The sequence below is a fragment of the Microcystis sp. M53603_WE2 genome (assembly GCF_030065435.1).
In genome coordinates this window covers 1-14,885 of the sequence record NZ_JASJFF010001319.1, presented here as the reverse complement: position 1 = coordinate 14,885, position 14,885 = coordinate 1, and the positions used below count along the sequence as shown (strand labels likewise).

General features: G+C 41.6%; 14 protein-coding genes and 1 pseudogene. 3 read left to right on the top strand and 12 right to left on the bottom strand.

Going from position 1 to position 14,885, the window contains the following annotated elements; genetic code table 11:
• Positions 1 to 1,686 (top strand): PD-(D/E)XK nuclease family protein (locus tag PX481_RS27700; RefSeq protein ID WP_288097150.1); only part of this gene is annotated, 1,686 nt, incomplete at its 5' end.
• A gap of 97 nt (positions 1,687 to 1,783) precedes the next feature.
• Here PX481_RS27700 and PX481_RS27695 read toward each other — a convergent pair.
• From PX481_RS27695 to PX481_RS27670, 6 genes and pseudogenes are all read right to left on the bottom strand, one after another.
• Positions 1,784 to 1,954: a DNA adenine methylase gene (locus PX481_RS27695; RefSeq protein WP_002760529.1), complete on the bottom strand. Its 171-nt coding sequence runs from the start codon at positions 1,952 to 1,954 to the stop codon at positions 1,784 to 1,786.
• Between the two features lie 17 nt (positions 1,955 to 1,971).
• Positions 1,972 to 2,370: pseudogene (locus tag PX481_RS29945) on the bottom strand (helix-turn-helix domain-containing protein).
• Between the two features lie 46 nt (positions 2,371 to 2,416).
• Complete coding sequence (gene hypB, locus PX481_RS27685) at positions 2,417 to 3,241, bottom strand: hydrogenase nickel incorporation protein HypB (protein WP_288058150.1); 825 nt, start codon at positions 3,239 to 3,241, stop codon at positions 2,417 to 2,419.
• Positions 3,232 to 3,576: a hydrogenase maturation nickel metallochaperone HypA/HybF gene (locus PX481_RS27680; RefSeq protein ID WP_002760536.1), complete on the bottom strand. Its 345-nt coding sequence runs from the start codon at positions 3,574 to 3,576 to the stop codon at positions 3,232 to 3,234. Before PX481_RS27680 ends, hypB begins: the two co-directional genes overlap by 10 nt.
• Positions 3,577 to 3,869: 293 nt before the next feature.
• Positions 3,870 to 4,940, bottom strand: a complete 1,071-nt coding sequence (hypE, locus tag PX481_RS27675; protein WP_288097146.1) for a hydrogenase expression/formation protein HypE — start codon at positions 4,938 to 4,940, stop codon at positions 3,870 to 3,872.
• A gap of 105 nt (positions 4,941 to 5,045) precedes the next feature.
• Positions 5,046 to 5,879: an Rpn family recombination-promoting nuclease/putative transposase gene (locus PX481_RS27670; RefSeq protein WP_002760540.1), complete on the bottom strand. Its 834-nt coding sequence runs from the start codon at positions 5,877 to 5,879 to the stop codon at positions 5,046 to 5,048.
• Positions 5,880 to 6,276: 397 nt separating this feature from the next.
• Between PX481_RS27670 and PX481_RS27665 the strand changes: the two genes are divergently transcribed.
• Both PX481_RS27665 and recG read left to right on the top strand, forming a co-directional pair.
• A complete protein-coding gene (locus PX481_RS27665; RefSeq protein WP_002760541.1) occupies positions 6,277 to 7,188 on the top strand; it encodes a hypothetical protein in 912 nt (303 codons plus the stop codon).
• Positions 7,189 to 7,255: 67 nt separating this feature from the next.
• Positions 7,256 to 9,724 carry an ATP-dependent DNA helicase RecG gene (gene recG, locus PX481_RS27660; protein ID WP_002760542.1) on the top strand — a complete coding sequence of 823 codons (2,469 nt, stop codon included), beginning with the start codon at positions 7,256 to 7,258 and terminating at the stop codon, positions 9,722 to 9,724.
• 473 nt (positions 9,725 to 10,197) lie between these two features.
• Here recG and PX481_RS27655 read toward each other — a convergent pair whose 3' ends face one another.
• The 6 genes from PX481_RS27655 to PX481_RS30270 form a co-directional block, all read right to left on the bottom strand.
• Positions 10,198 to 10,746 carry an NADH-quinone oxidoreductase subunit B family protein gene (locus PX481_RS27655; RefSeq protein ID WP_002740992.1) on the bottom strand — a complete coding sequence of 183 codons (549 nt, stop codon included), beginning with the start codon at positions 10,744 to 10,746 and terminating at the stop codon, positions 10,198 to 10,200.
• Between the two features lie 76 nt (positions 10,747 to 10,822).
• Positions 10,823 to 11,284, bottom strand: coding sequence for a hypothetical protein (locus tag PX481_RS27650; protein ID WP_002760543.1), 462 nt, complete (start codon positions 11,282 to 11,284; stop codon positions 10,823 to 10,825).
• Between the two features lie 2 nt (positions 11,285 to 11,286).
• Entirely contained in the window at positions 11,287 to 11,682 is a 396-nt protein-coding gene (locus PX481_RS27645; RefSeq protein WP_002760544.1) for a hypothetical protein, read from the bottom strand.
• Between the two features lie 8 nt (positions 11,683 to 11,690).
• Entirely contained in the window at positions 11,691 to 12,407 is a 717-nt protein-coding gene (gene hoxU / locus PX481_RS27640; protein ID WP_002760545.1) for a bidirectional hydrogenase complex protein HoxU, read from the bottom strand.
• 85 nt (positions 12,408 to 12,492) lie between these two features.
• Positions 12,493 to 14,121, bottom strand: a complete 1,629-nt coding sequence (hcp, locus tag PX481_RS27635) for a hydroxylamine reductase (protein ID WP_288097141.1) — start codon at positions 14,119 to 14,121, stop codon at positions 12,493 to 12,495.
• A gap of 442 nt (positions 14,122 to 14,563) precedes the next feature.
• Positions 14,564 to 14,659 carry a TPR end-of-group domain-containing protein gene (locus PX481_RS30270; protein ID WP_394296123.1) on the bottom strand — a complete coding sequence of 32 codons (96 nt, stop codon included), beginning with the start codon at positions 14,657 to 14,659 and terminating at the stop codon, positions 14,564 to 14,566.
• Positions 14,660 to 14,885: the final 226 nt, after the last annotated feature.

Here is a 14,885-nt window from a genome sequence, read left to right as displayed (position 1 = left end):
CGTCAAGTTCTCGATTTGTTACAATTAGCCGGCGCTAGTGGTGTTCCCGCAGAAAAGATACCCGAAAGATTAGCCGACGGATTATCAGAAACAGATCTAAAACGAGTTTTAGCGATTAATGAGCAGGAAACACCAGAAAAAGTGGGAGAATTAATCATTCAATGGCGTGATTGGTCTCTAGAACGTGGTTTATTAAGTTATGGTATCATCTACGAACTCTATTGGCGCTATTTATTTCCTGATAGTCGTTATCAGCAGCAACTATTAAAACGCTTCCGGGGAGTTTTTGCGGACGATGTGGACGATTATCCGGCTATTGCCAAGGATTTACTCAGTTTTTTCCTCGATCATGATTATTTTAGCGTTTTTACCTACAATCCCCAGGGAAAAATTCGCTTAGGATTAACTGCCGATCCCGATTATCTACAAAAATTAGCGGCACGCTGTCAAATTATGTCATTATCTACCACTGACGGGTTAGCTGCTCAGTTTAGCGAGACGGTTCTCTCCTTAATCAGCGACGGTAACTATCTTGGCAATCTTCCCGATCAATTCATCTCCCTGCAAACCACCTCTCGCGCTGAATTGTTACGGAAGACAGCCACAGCTATTATTCAAGCAGTCAAGCAAGGAGCAGTAAAACCCGAAGAAATCGCCGTTATTGCTCCTGGTTTAGACGAAATCGCCCGTTATAGCCTGATGGAAATTTTAACCGGTGCCGGGATAGCCGTTCAACCCCTCAACGAACAACGACCCCTGATCAGTTGTCCTCTGATTCGGGCATTATTGACCCTTCTCGCCCTTGTTTATGAAAATTTGGGGCGTTTAGCCCCCCAAGAGGCTATAGCGGAAATGCTGGTGATTTTTAGCCGTTATCGCTGGGATGAAGAACAAAATTTAATTCCCGATATCGATCCAATCCGCGCCGGATTAATTGCCGATCATTGTTATCAAGTGGATCTGGAAAATCCCCGTTTATTAGCGATCGAAACTTTTCCCCGTTGGGATCGCTTAGGACAAAAAGCTTGTACTGCCTACGAAAGAATTTGTCACTGGATCGAAGGGATGAAAAAACGGCAGCAAGAAGCGAAACTTTTCCCGATTTTTGTCTTAAATCAAGCGATCGAACAATTATTAAACGATGGGGAAAATTTGCCCTTCGATCACTTGGCAGCTTTGCGAGAATTAATGGAAACTGCCCAACATTTTTGGGAGATTGATCGCCGTTTGCGTGAGAGTGAACCCTCTTTTCAAAGTCCCAGCGAAACTATTAGTCAGTTTATGCAACTTTTGCGTCGTGGCACAATCACTGCTAATCCCTATCCTGTGCGACAATTTATTAAATCTTCCCCGGCAGTTACCCTAGGCAATATCTTTCAATATCGTTCTTTTCGTTCTAGTCATCGTTGGCATTTTTGGCTAGATTGTTCCTCCCCACTCTGGGAACAAGGAGGTGCTTCCACTCTTTTTGCTGCGCCGATTTTTTGGCGAGAAAGTCCCTATCAACGCTGGACAACGGAAGCAGAATTAGAGGAAAATCAGGCACGTTTACAGAGAATTTTAAGGGATTTATTAGCAAGGGTAAGCGAAAAAGTTATCCTCTGTCACAGTGATTTAGGAGTATCGGGAACCGATCAAACCGGACAACTTTTATCTTTAGTACAAGCGGCAAAAGAATATGATTAAGCACTAGAACAAAATTAACTTCTTGGTTAGGAGAGGCAAAAGGCAATAGGCAAGAGGCAAAATGGGGAAATAAATAATCAGTTTTTAATAACTAGATTTAGTATAAGGTCTTTTTGGGTTGTAAATTAAAAGCTACCACCCCCGAACCACACAAGGGTTCTATCCAGCGCTCACAGTTTTGCTGATCCGCTAAACTTTTGATTGATGATACCAGTTTAGTTTTGATACCTTGACATTTAATCGGGGGAACAATGACGGCTGTTTTCATTAAAAACTAATAGAGAATTACATGAATACACTGGGGGAAACATTGAAAATCTCTCCTAAAATTTTCCCTTGAGCTTTACTAATCGATCGCTTGCCATTAACAATCTCAGAAACCACACCCTTAGAACCAATTTTACCAACTAAATCAGCTTGTTTCATGTTGTTAGCTGACATTAAGTGTAATAATACTTCCTGCGGTGAAGCTGGTTCGGGTTGAGGTTGTTTGGCATCAAAATCCTTAATAATTGTCGCCATTAATTTAACCATCGCGGTTTCTTCTGGTAGTCGATCCTGTTTACTAATTAGATTAAGGAGAAGATGACGCGCTTGCTCATATTATTCCTCATTTTCAATAATCTTGGGTTGAAATTTAGTCAACAGTTGATTATAAATATTTTGATTAAGTGCTAGAGTCATTTTTCTTTCGGTTAGACTGAACTTTTTGGGTGTGTTACTGCTTAACTTAAACCAGTGATTTTAACCAACTGTACCAAGCATCTAAACCTTCTCCAGTGGTAGCGGAAACTTGAAAAACTTTCAGATTGGGATTAACTTGATAGGCGTAATCTAAACAGCGATCGAGGTTAAAATTAACGTAGGGCAGTAGGTCTATTTTTGTCAAGATCATGACTTGAGAAGCGTGGAACATATAGGGATATTTAATCGGTTTATCTTCTCCTTCGGTGACGGAAAGAATGACGACTTTTGCATTTTCTCCCAAATCAAATAAAGCAGGACAAACTAGATTACCAACATTTTCGATCATGACTAAAGAATTCATCGGTGGATCGAGTTCGATTAATCCTCTCTCTACCATTGATGCTTCTAAATGACAACCTGTTCCGGTGTTAATTTGGATAACCTGACAACCGGTTTCACTAATTTTTTGGGCATCATTAGCTGTTGCTTGATCTCCCTCAATGACACTGATAGGAATAGCGGTTTTTAAATCGGCAATTGTGCGAGTTAACAGGGTAGTTTTTCCCGAACCGGGGGAAGAAACCAGATTAAGAGCAACAGTTTTTCTCCCCTTCAACCAACCGCGATTTTGTGCCGCTAATAGATTATTTTTTGCCAGCAGGTTTTGCTCAACTTGGAGAATATTACCATGAATTTGAGCGTGAATTTCCGCAGGATGATGGGGATGCTCATGCTCGTGAGCGTGAGCGTGAGCTTGATGGCTATGACTAATAACAGTACCATCGGCTAAAATATGTTCATGGGTTCCCGTTTGCGGATTAGTTAATGTTACTTCCGAGTTATCAGAACAACCACAGGTTACACACATAAGGATTCTGTCTCCAACGATTTGAGATTTAATTCTTGACCCTGTAAAATGACTATATTGCGACTACCACATCGATCGCAGATTCCGTAGGGATATTCTAGTTCTAGCTCATTTCCGCAATCTTGGCACTGTCCTAAACCGGAAATTTCCAGAATCTCTAACATTGCCCCCTCTATATTAGTACCTTGACAACAGGTATCAAAACAAAAAGCGATCGATTCTGGCATAATTGCCGTTAGTTTACCAATCTCTAACACCACGCGCTTAACTTTCATTCCTCGCGAGTGTTCTAAAGCAAGTTCAATAATATTTTGGGTAATTCCTAGTTCGTGCATTTTCAGTTATCAGTTATCAGTTATCAGTTATCAGTTATCAGTTATCAGTTATCAGTTATCAAGGAAATTTCAACTAAAACCCCAAAACCCCAACTATTTGAGGGTTCAAAACAGCAAAAATAAGGATTAAATTGCCTAAAATCTGTAAATAGACCATTTAATTGATTATTATTCATTTTTAATTCTCCTGACTCCTGACGACCGGCTCCTGACTCCTGACTCCTGACTACTGACTCCTGACTCCTGACTCCTGACTTCTAACCCTAACAACAAACTTTTTCAGCAAACCCTAATTAACATATTCTCGGTAATTGTTCACCGACTAACATATCGAGAATTCTGTTAGTGCCGAAAGGGGTTTTTAAGTAAACTAAATTGGGGGGAGAAGCGACGACTTCCCCGATAGAAGCGGCATTTTTACCGTCAGGATGGGAACGCATCACTGCTAAAACGCGATTTTCCGCCTCCAGAGGCACGACAAGGACTAATTTGCCCTCATTTGCCAGATAAAGCGGTTCTAAGCCCAATAATTCGCACATTCCTCGCACTTCTTCCCGGATGGGGATCGCCGTTTCCTGCACCTGTATTCCCACCCCTGAACTTTGGGCAAATTCGTTTAAAACCGTGGCTAATCCGCCTCTAGTGGCATCCCGCATCGCTTTAACTTGCGGGCAAACGGCCAGAATTGCAGAAATTAAAGAATTCAGGGCTTGACAATCGCTTTCGATTGTGCATTGTAGGTCTAATTCGCCCCTAGCAATCAGAATGGCGGCACCGTGATCCCCCAGAAAACCGTTAATCAAAATGCGATCGCCAACTTGTAAATTATTCGCCCCGGAATTGATTCCGGCCGGAATTACTCCGACTCCAGAGGTGTTAATAAATATTTGATCCCCTTGTCCCTTGAGAACGACTTTTGTATCCCCGGTGACGATTTTTACCGCTGCTTTTTCGGCGGCTATTTTCATGCTGGTAACGATGGTTTTTAGGATGTCAATAGATAAACCTTCTTCGAGGATAAAACTACAACTGAGATAGAGAGGAATTGCCCCACCGACAGCCAAATCATTAACGGTTCCATTGACTGCTAAACTGCCAATATCACCCCCCGGAAAGAATAGAGGAGAAACCACATAGGAATCGGTTGTAAATGCCAAGCGCTCGCCTATTTTAGCCAAATCTTTAATCTCAAATCGGGCTTGATCTTCAAGGGGTGCCAGTAAGTTATTATCGAAGTTACTAACGAATATCTCGTTAATTAAATCCCGCATTGCTCTGCCACCGCTGCCATGGGAGAGAGTGATATTTGTGTCGGTAATTTTTGTTTTTTTTAATTTTAAAGAAGCTGAAGGAGTGCTAGTCATAGGTGAGGTAGTAAGTTTTCGTTTTGGGTAGTCGGTGGCCGATAGCAAATTAGGTTACACTTTATCTTGATGAAAAACACTGTCATAGCTTACTGCTAGATTATATTAATGGGTTTCTGGTATTTCTCGCACTTTTTCTACAGTTAAGTCCAAGGCTTGAGCAATTTGTTCTACCGTTAAACCTAAAGCCAATAAACGCGGCACAGATTCCAGTTTACCTTCCAGTTTACCTTCCAGTTTACCTTCCAGTTTACCTTCCAGTTTACCTTCCAGTTTACCTTCCAGTTTACCTTCTTCTCGAACGTCTTGAAAATAACGGGTTTGTTTCAGTTCATCTAAACTAAACATGGCTTCTATCTCCCGGCGACTTAGACGTGGTAATTTATAGATAAGGATCGTTTCTATTAATTGTAGGAGGTTTTGCGGTTGGGTAAATTCAGTTCGCACTCGTTCAATAAGTTGTTTGGCTGTTGCCACGGCTTGATTTTCTTTAGCAATAATTAATTTTATGGTGGCAATACCGAGGGAATCTTGATTAATATCATCTAGTTCATCTAAATAGATTCGCGTCACTCTCCCAGATGTCAATAAGTCTTGATAACGTAAAATCTTATCTGATTCTACCCGACGATGGGGATAAATGACCACCCCGCGCCAATCATTGTTAAAAGCAGTTTTACTAAGATATAAGAAGATTTCAGCAAAGAAACGGCCATAAAAATTCTGATCATCTTGAAATTGCACCTCGCAGAAATAAATAGGAATGCTAGGATCGGTAATATTGGGCAAAAATACGCCATCAATACGAAAAGCTAGTTGCTTGATTTCGACGGAATCAAAGCGGTAATTCTCGGCTTCTCCGGGGGAAAGGTTGATTAATTCAAAGAAAATTGACGGATAAGATTGAAAAAGATCATAAAAAATACTGTCGGTTTTCATGCCCGGACTTGTGGTGTAAACTATGCAAAAATATAGAGATAGAGAGTTTTCCTACTAATTAGCCTGATTATAGCAGTTATCTTCGCCAAAACAAATGCTAAAAGCCGATCCGGGAAAAGCTAAGTAGGTAGGTGTTAAAAGTTGTCAGACACCCCCCTTATTAAGGGGGGATTAAGGGGGGATCCCCCCGCCTATCGGCACCCCCCTTATCAAGGGGGGCAGGGGGGATCAGAGGCAAAATCTATCTTCAATTTAATTATAACTACTTACTTAATAGCTAAAATAACTGACAACCGATCGAGTCTAAACATCTCCCCCTGGTCAGGGCGCTATAGCTGACAGTGAGTCGCTATAATAGAATTCGCCGATCGCTAACTTCTCCCTCGGTAAAATTTCTATGACTGGAAGACTGAACAAGCTACAACAAGATTTAAGGAACATAGAAACGGAAGTGGCAAATTTAGCCGAAAGAATGCGGGAAAAATACCGAATTTATCTTGATTTACTCGGTGAATCTCTCTATAAACAGGCGATCGGGGCAGTGTATCATATCTGTACCCGCTACTATGGGGGGGAATTTCTGGCTCTCTCCCACAGCAATCGTCAGAAACTACAAGAGGAGATCAAAGCTCTAGGACAAGAGGCTAAAGCCAGTTTACAGCAATTGGGCGAGCAGAGCTTCGATCGAGGGGCATTTTCAGGGGTAGGATTCTCTAAAAGTCCAGCAGAGACGAAAAATACCCCAGATTTCTTGAAACTTTTTCTAAACAAACCAGAAAATCTAGCCGCAACTGGAGAGATTAATAACCCCGATATTTTACTTTATTGTTGTCGAGTGCTGGAAAAAAACTGTATCGAGATTCTCAATCATCTCTCCAAACAAATTAATCAGCAACTACAAAAAGCTTATATTCTTCCCCCTCATCTACCCAGTCAAATTATCGATATGGCAATTCAAGCGGGAGAAGAGGGACAATCCCTAGGTGGAGGAAATAATATGTTAAACATTTTAGTAGAAGCTAAAAACCCTGAACCAGAGGAGGAAAAAGATGAAGATGAAGATGAAGATGAAGATGAAGATGATGGGGATGAGCATGATTTTTCAAGTGGCAAAGTCACTAAAGTAACGGCGATTCATCTACGAATGGCTGAACTGGAATTTGCTGATACGCGCTTAAGTGTGGAAAGAAATCAAATTCGCTCCCTTTGGGAACAATTAAATCGTCTAGGGGAACAATATCATCGTATTCGCAAAGAATATACTATCGCTCAAGCGGAAGCGGCATGGCGCAGTAGTTGGTACGATTAATCAGTTATGATCAAACAGGGGTATCAGGGAAGCATAATACTGGGAAATTTGGAATCAAGAGGCAATTATGAAAGGGGAAATACCCGACTGGGTGAGATTACAAAAAGCCTTATCTGTAGAAGCGGAAAAAGGTTATCCCGATCTTCAGGGAAATCAGTACCGTTTTAGCGAGTTTTTCTGTCTTAGTTTCGGGGATAATCCTCCCGTGGGAATTTCCACCAGTGAGAGAAATCGCTGGCGAGAATTAGCCCAAAAATTTGCCCAATATTCCCAGTTTAATCCCAGACAAAGACAACAATTAGTCACCGAAACTCGCAATTTTTTACAACAATTACGGCAAACTTTAGAAGCAACCCCCACCCCAAAAGAACCAGCTGTGGCGAAAATTATTAATACCACTCCCATCACGGCAAAGGCTATTTCTCCACGGCAAGTTACCCTCGAACAACCCTTGAAATATCTAGCGGAAGTGGGAGAGAGAAAAGCTGGTCTTTTAGAAAAATTAAACCTCCACAAAGTTGAAGATTTATTATATTATTATCCCCGGGATCATATTGATTACAGTCGTCAAGTCAATATCGCCAATTTAACCGAGGGGGAAACGGTAACTTTAGTAGGGAATGTCAAGCGCTGTAATTGTTTTACTAGCCCCAAAAATACCAAGTTAGCTATCTTTGAATTGCTCTTACAGGATCGCACTGGACAGATAAAATTAAACCGTTTTTATGCGGGAACTCGCTATACTAATCGTGCTTGGCAAGAAGGACAAAAAAAACTCTATCTGGTGGGTTCGGTGGTGGCGGTTAGTGGTTTAGTCAAAGCGGGTAAATATGGGTTAACTTTAGAAAATCCTGAATTTGAATTATTAGACAGTTCTGGGGCAAGTATTGAGTCCTTAAAAATCGGGCGTATTCTGCCGGTTTATCCCCTCACCGATGGAGTACCCGCCGACCTAATTAGAAAGGCTGTAGTCGCCGCTTTTGGGGCAGTAGAGGCGATAAAAGATCCCTTGCCTTTCGGTCTAAGAAAACAATACGGATTAATCGATTTAAAAACGGCAATTACTAACATTCATTTCCCTAATAATGCCGAGATTCTAAGTCAAGCGCGACGGCGATTAGTCTTTGATGAATTCTTCTTTTTACAATTGGGTTTTCTGCGGCGGCGGCAACAGTATCGTCAGACACAAAAAAGTGCTGTTTTTAGTGCTAAGGGTCAACTAATTGATCGATTTAATCAGATAATTCCCTTTCAATTAACCAATGCTCAAAAACGAGTTATTGAGGAAATTTTAGAGGATTTAGATTCTAGCACCCCGATGAATCGTCTTGTGCAGGGGGATGTGGGTTCTGGCAAAACAATTGTCGGAGTTTATGCTATTTTAGCAGCCCTACAATCCGGTTATCAAGCGGCATTAATGGCTCCCACGGAAGTTTTAGCAGAACAACATTATCGTAAGTTAGTTAGCTGGTTTAATCTCTTACATTTACCCGTAGAATTATTAACTGGTTCCACAAAAACTGCTAAACGGCGAGAAATTCACGCCCAATTAGAGACAGGAGAATTACCACTTTTAGTGGGAACTCATGCCCTAATTCAAGATGCAGTTAATTTCCGCAAATTAGGTTTAGTTGTTATTGATGAACAGCATCGCTTTGGGGTACAACAAAGGGCAAGATTATTAAGCAAAGGAGAGTCTCCCCACGTTTTAACCATGACAGCAACACCGATTCCCCGTACTTTAGCTTTAACCCTGCATGGGGATTTGGATGTGAGTCAAATTGACGAATTACCCCCCGGCAGACAACCGATTCAAACCAGCGCTTTAAATGGGAATCAAAGAAGGGCTGCCTATGATTTAATTCGGCGTGAAATTGCCCAAGGCAGACAAGCTTATGTGATTTTTCCCTTGATTGAAGAATCGGAAAAATTAGATGTTAGGGCTGCGGTGGAAGAATATCAAAATTTATCAGAAAAGATTTTTCCCAATTTTAATATCGGTTTACTCCATGGTCGCATGAGTTCCGCCGAAAAAGAGGAAATCTTAACAGCTTTTCGCGATAATATTCTGCAAATTATTGTCTCAACTACGGTTATCGAAGTGGGGGTGGATGTTCCCAATGCCACGGTGATGTTAATTGAAAATGCCGAACGTTTTGGCCTTTCACAATTGCATCAATTACGGGGGCGCGTTGGCAGAGGTTCCCATCAATCCTATTGTTTACTTTTAAGTGGCAGTAATAGTGCTAATTCCCGTCAAAGATTGACGGTTTTGGAACAATCCCAAGACGGCTTTTTTATCTCGGAAATGGATATGCGATTTCGCGGTCCGGGGGAAGTTTTAGGACAACGACAATCGGGTTTACCAGATTTTGCCCTCGCTAGTTTAGTCGAGGATCAAGAGGTGTTAGTTTTGGCAAGAGATGCCGCCGAAAAAATTATGTTAGATGATCCCCATTTAATCACTTTGCCCAATTTGAAACAAGCCTTAGAAGCTAAATATCAACGGATGTTGGGAGCGGATATTTTAACTTGATTTAGATGTTCAGTGATCAGTAAACAGTAATACTAAATCCAGTTATTAAAAACTGATTATTTATTCTCCGTTTTGCATAGCCCATACTCAACGGATTTACTATTACTTCCGATTTTATCACTCAATCCAAGCTTTTGGGGGGTTCTACCCCCCAAACCCCCCGTTGGGGGCGTGGCGCCGCCCCCAAACCCCCCGCGCATTAGTTTTTCGGTGGGATGCTTACACGCAGCCGCTGACACATCTGTAATAATTTAAGAGTCACTCCACTTGCAGGAGTGCCTCTCCTGATATGTAGCCTATACTCAGCGGATTTAGTATAATCAGTAAACAGTAATCAGTGAAAAGACAGTAGCAAACTGCCATTTGATGAGGCTCACTTAATACATACTGCTCACTCAAAACTTAAAACTCAAATCTTATAACTGATAACTGATAACTGATAACTGATAACTGACGACTGATAACTGATTCAATTAACCAAATTTAATCATTTCTCGTCCTGCCATCACGGGTAATTCCCCTTTTAAAATCGGGATCAGTGTCTCGCGAATTCTGTCCGCATCGGGGGGACAACCCGGCATAAAAATATCGATGGGAATGACTTGATGGACGGGCAGCACTTGATCTAATAATTCGGGAACGATACCGGGTTCTTCTGGTAGTTGAGGGGTGTTATCTCCTAACTCTAAATAAGCCCTTTTTAGCACGGGATCGGCAGTTCCTAACATATTCCGCATAGCGGGAACGTTAGCAGTCACGGCGCAATCACCAAAAGAAACGACGGTTTTGGTATTTTGGCGGACTAGATGAATTAGTTCTAAATTATCCTGATTAGCGATCGCTCCTTCCACTAAACAGACATCGACATTTTCGGGATAGGTTTTCAGATCGCAGCCGACGGGACTATACACCACGTCAACTTTTTCGGCTAATTCTAACAGCCATTCATCCAAATCGAGGAAGGACATATGGCATCCCGAACAACCGGCTAACCAGACAGTAGCGAAGCGAATTTTACTCATAATTTTAATTTCTTGGTTGGTATTGTTGGCTGAGTTGCAATTTGGTCAAAAGGATCAAATGAAAAGAAATACTCTTTTAAGCTATTTTTGCCTCCCGGATAAACTCTTGCATTTTTTCCTCAAAGAAAGGAGCTAAATCTAGATTTTTCCAGTCTTTAAGTAGCTCAAAAATAATCGCCTCCGATGCAAAATTTCCCGTATAGGAAATAAAAGAAAAAGGACGTTTACTGAAATTGAGCAAACAGCTTAAAATCGTGCAATGGTCTTTTACTCCAAAACCAAGAGAACAGGTTTTATCTCGATCTTTTACTCGCCAATTATCAGCACTTTTGGCATAAATATCTAGGGCAACTAAAGCGGAATCCACTTCTCTAGAATATTTAATTAAGAGCGAATACAAAACCCTAGGCTCTTGACTAATATCAGACAAAATTTCAATTATCCGACAAGGAATACTAGAAAATTGCGCCGTCAAATTGGAGAGAGACTGACACATTTCTAGGGCTTGTAGAAATTGCGATTCGGGTGATGTGGTCATAATTATCTTGTTTGCTGAATTGAATCAGACCAAGGATATTGTTTTTGTGCCAGTAAATGCGCTTGTTGCTGCGAAAAGCCTCGATTAATCACTAAGTCAGATTCGTAGATTTCATGATTGAGAAACATCCGATCAAGATTATTCCCTTGAGCGCCAGCGAGTCTTCGCCAAGCTGCTACCATTAAACCTTCGGGAAAAAATTGATATCGAGACACTCCCGATCCAAAAGCATAATCCTTGGCGCGTCGGATATCGATCTCCGATATTTCGTATTGGGCAGCAATCTCTAGGATATCTTGATTATTATCCATAATCTGATCATATTCCTCCCTTACCTTGGCGGTTAGTTTCTGCTCGTAGATATCTAAATGCGCCCATCGATCACTATCACCCTCCATTGATTACTTTAACGCGTCCATTGGTGTTGAGTCCTAGCATTAACTAAAAATTCCAACTTCGAGCGATCTTCCTCTTTTTCAGAAACGGCGGAACCCTTGCGGAATATCGCCCCGGTTGGACAAGCGGCAACACATTTGCCGCAGGAAGTACAGGCAGAAACGCTGCCCCAAGGCTGATCCATTCCCGCAATAATTTTATCTTTTTCGCCGCGATAAGCCAGATCCCAAACGTGCGCCCCTTCAATTTCATCACAGACTCGCACACAACGAGTACAGAGAACACAACGATTATGATCAATACCGAAAAGAGGATGGGAAATATCTACTTCTCGCTTGGGAAAACGGTAGGGAAAACGACTATGATCCATACCCACTTCGATGGCTAAATCTTGCAATTCACAGTTACCATTAGCCACACAAACCGCACAAACGTGATTGCCTTCAGCGAATAATAATTCCACCGTCATGCGGCGATATTCTTTCAGTTTTGGGGTATCGGTATGAACCACCATTCCTTCCGCCACCTCCGTTACACAGGCGGGTAATAATTTATTAATACCTTCAATTTCTACCAAACATAAGCGACAGGCGGCCACTTCGGAAACCCCATCGAGATGACAGAGGGCGGGAATTTTTATTCCTACCTGACTAGCTGCCGCCAGAACTCGCGAACCCGCTTCGATCGCTACATCTTTACCATCAATGCTTAAAGTGATTACGGACATAAAAATTATTCTCCTTGAGGATAATATCCCTCTCCTTCCCATAGGCCACAGTTTGTGGCCTAGGGTGGGATTTTTACAGAAAGTTTTAACCTAGACAATCGGCTAAGTCTTTTGCGGGGGTAGTAATCGGCTGCAGGTGATAGGTATCGGCGAGGAATTTGAGGACGTTGGGGGAGATAAATGCCGGTAAAGTTGGTCCCAGACGGATATTTTGCATACCTAGATGCAGCAGGGTGAGCAGTACAGCGATCGCTTTTTGTTCGTACCAAGAGATAATTAGGGAGAGGGGAATCTCATTGACGCTAACGTTAAAAGCGTTGGCTAATCCTAGGGCGATTTTGATGGCACTATAGGCATCGTTACATTGTCCCACGTCCATCAGCCGGGGTAATCCTTCGATAGTACCTAATTGTTTGTCGAAAAAGCGGAATTTTCCACAGGCAAGGGTTAAAACGATGCAATCTTCGGGAACTTGTTCCACGAATTCGGTGTAGTAATTGCGATCGGGTTTTGCCCCATCGCAGCCCCCAACTAGGAAGAAGTGACGGATTTTACCCTGTTTAAGGGCATCAACCACCGTATCAGCGACACTGAGAACGGTATTGTGGGCAAATCCTACCATTACCTGCCGAGGTTCGCTTATTTCAGTAAATCCGGGCAATGACTGCGCTTTAGCAATCACGGGACTAAAATCGATCGCACCGTCCACTGTTTCTAAGCGGTTAATATGGGCATAACCCACAGGTCCGAGGGTAAAGAGTTTACTTTCATAGTTTTCGTGGGGAGGCATGAGACAATTAGTAGTTAAAACTATTGCCCCCGGAAACTTAGCAAATTCTTTAGTTTGATTTTGCCAGGCGGTGCCATAATGACCGTAGAGATGGGGATATTTTTCTTTGAGTTTTGGATAACCGTGGGCGGGTAATAATTCTCCGTGGGTATAGACTGTTATCCCAGTATTGGCAGTTTGTGCCAGTAAAGCCGCTAATTGTTTAATATCATGGCCGGAGACTAAAATGGCTTTACCTAGACGCGGATTTAAGGGAACATTTGTCGGTATGGGATGACCGTAGGTTTCGGTATGACCTTGATCTAATAATTCCATGGCCCGCAGGTTTGCTGCCCCAACTTTTAGACAGATTGCCACCCAATCATTCAGGTTTAAATCACTGCGATCAATTGCCGCTAAAGTCTCTTGGATAACCTGATAAACTGAGTCATCCTCTTGACCTAATTCCTGAGCGTGGAAAGTATAGGAAGCAAGACCTTTAACTCCGTAGATAGCGGTTAACTTTAGGGAAAAAATATCGAGATCCTGTACTTTTTCAATTAGTTCTAAGGATACTTCTTGACCTTGACTGACTAGGCTCTCATTAAAATTAGGCTGATAGTTAGCAAGTGCAGACCAGTCCACCGATCCCAATTGTGCTTTTAAATTTTCCCGAATCTCTAAACAACGCTGAATATAATCGGTAAAACGTCTTTGATCGAAGTTCACATTGGTCATGGTGGCGAAAAGCGACTCGCAGGTAAAAATATCGGCTTCGCGAGTAGATATCGCCGCTTCTTTGGCTTTTAAAACCACCGATGCTAATCCCCGCAGACAATAAACTAATAAGTCTTGAACGGCGTTGACTTCGGGACTTTTTCCACAGGCTCCCCACTGATGACAACCATTACCACTAGCGGTTTGTTCGCATTGTTCACAAAACATAAGTTTTCTCTCTTTTTTCAGTGGATTGACAGATTGTTGCGATTTTTTTCTACTAAATTTAATTCTGCTTTTTTGAAAGTTAGTTATCGGCCCTCACCCAGCAAGAATTATGGATTTTACGACTGGAAAGCTTGTCTTGACAGCCTCTACTCTCTGAACTATGTTTTTATTCTCTCACTCTTTTTGCCGGTTGGGTTCTGATTTTAGATTTCCTCAAGAATTACCGATTAAACAATTATTTAGTTGTCTTATTAAATTAAGTATTTTTTGTGATTTTTATGATATAATGAGCGAGATTTTCGATTTTTAGGTGGGTGTTTGCCAGTGTCATAGCAATCGGTCTCCTGATTAGGATAGAAAGTTGGAAATTAAGAGTTATTATCGCCTAACTGTGATGATGGGATTGCTTTCGACATAGATAGTCATCTCTTTTGTTATTTACTTAACTTAGCAATGATTGAAACCGCTCATCTCCCCGAATCTGCTCGAAATCTTTATCTGTTTTTGCCAGATCCTGATATTTGACATCAAGACTGATGAACGATTTATTTTATTAGTGGTATTCCGATATCTTTGCATATTTTATTAGCGAGAATATCCCTAATTTCCGTATGTCTTGGAATCGCAGATCTTTTATTTAGGGTTTGCTGAATAAATCTAAAAACCTTGTTGGATAAGGCTTTTAGACTTTTTTTCCCTGAAAAAGTGCCTACCATTGGAGTGATTGGGGGGAAAATTTAGGGATTTTTTCCCTGAAAATTAGG

Excerpts from the sequence above, each read along its gene's own strand:
- hypB (WP_288058150.1), bottom strand. The coding sequence starts at position 3,241 with ATGTGTGTAACCTGTGGTTGTTCTGATAACTCGGAAGTAACATTAACT.
- PX481_RS27680 (WP_002760536.1), bottom strand. The coding sequence starts at position 3,576 with ATGCACGAACTAGGAATTACCCAAAATATTATTGAACTTGCTTTAGAA.
- hoxU (WP_002760545.1), bottom strand. The coding sequence starts at position 12,407 with ATGTCCGTAATCACTTTAAGCATTGATGGTAAAGATGTAGCGATCGAA.
- PX481_RS27655 (WP_002740992.1), bottom strand. The coding sequence starts at position 10,746 with ATGAGTAAAATTCGCTTCGCTACTGTCTGGTTAGCCGGTTGTTCGGGA.
- hcp (WP_288097141.1), bottom strand. The coding sequence starts at position 14,121 with ATGTTTTGTGAACAATGCGAACAAACCGCTAGTGGTAATGGTTGTCAT.
- PX481_RS27665 (WP_002760541.1), top strand. The coding sequence starts at position 6,277 with ATGACTGGAAGACTGAACAAGCTACAACAAGATTTAAGGAACATAGAA.
- PX481_RS27650 (WP_002760543.1), bottom strand. The coding sequence starts at position 11,284 with ATGACCACATCACCCGAATCGCAATTTCTACAAGCCCTAGAAATGTGT.
- recG (WP_002760542.1), top strand. The coding sequence starts at position 7,256 with ATGAAAGGGGAAATACCCGACTGGGTGAGATTACAAAAAGCCTTATCT.
- PX481_RS27670 (WP_002760540.1), bottom strand. The coding sequence starts at position 5,879 with ATGAAAACCGACAGTATTTTTTATGATCTTTTTCAATCTTATCCGTCA.
- hypE (WP_288097146.1), bottom strand. The coding sequence starts at position 4,940 with ATGACTAGCACTCCTTCAGCTTCTTTAAAATTAAAAAAAACAAAAATT.
- PX481_RS27645 (WP_002760544.1), bottom strand. The coding sequence starts at position 11,682 with ATGGAGGGTGATAGTGATCGATGGGCGCATTTAGATATCTACGAGCAG.
- PX481_RS27695 (WP_002760529.1), bottom strand. The coding sequence starts at position 1,954 with ATGAAAACAGCCGTCATTGTTCCCCCGATTAAATGTCAAGGTATCAAA.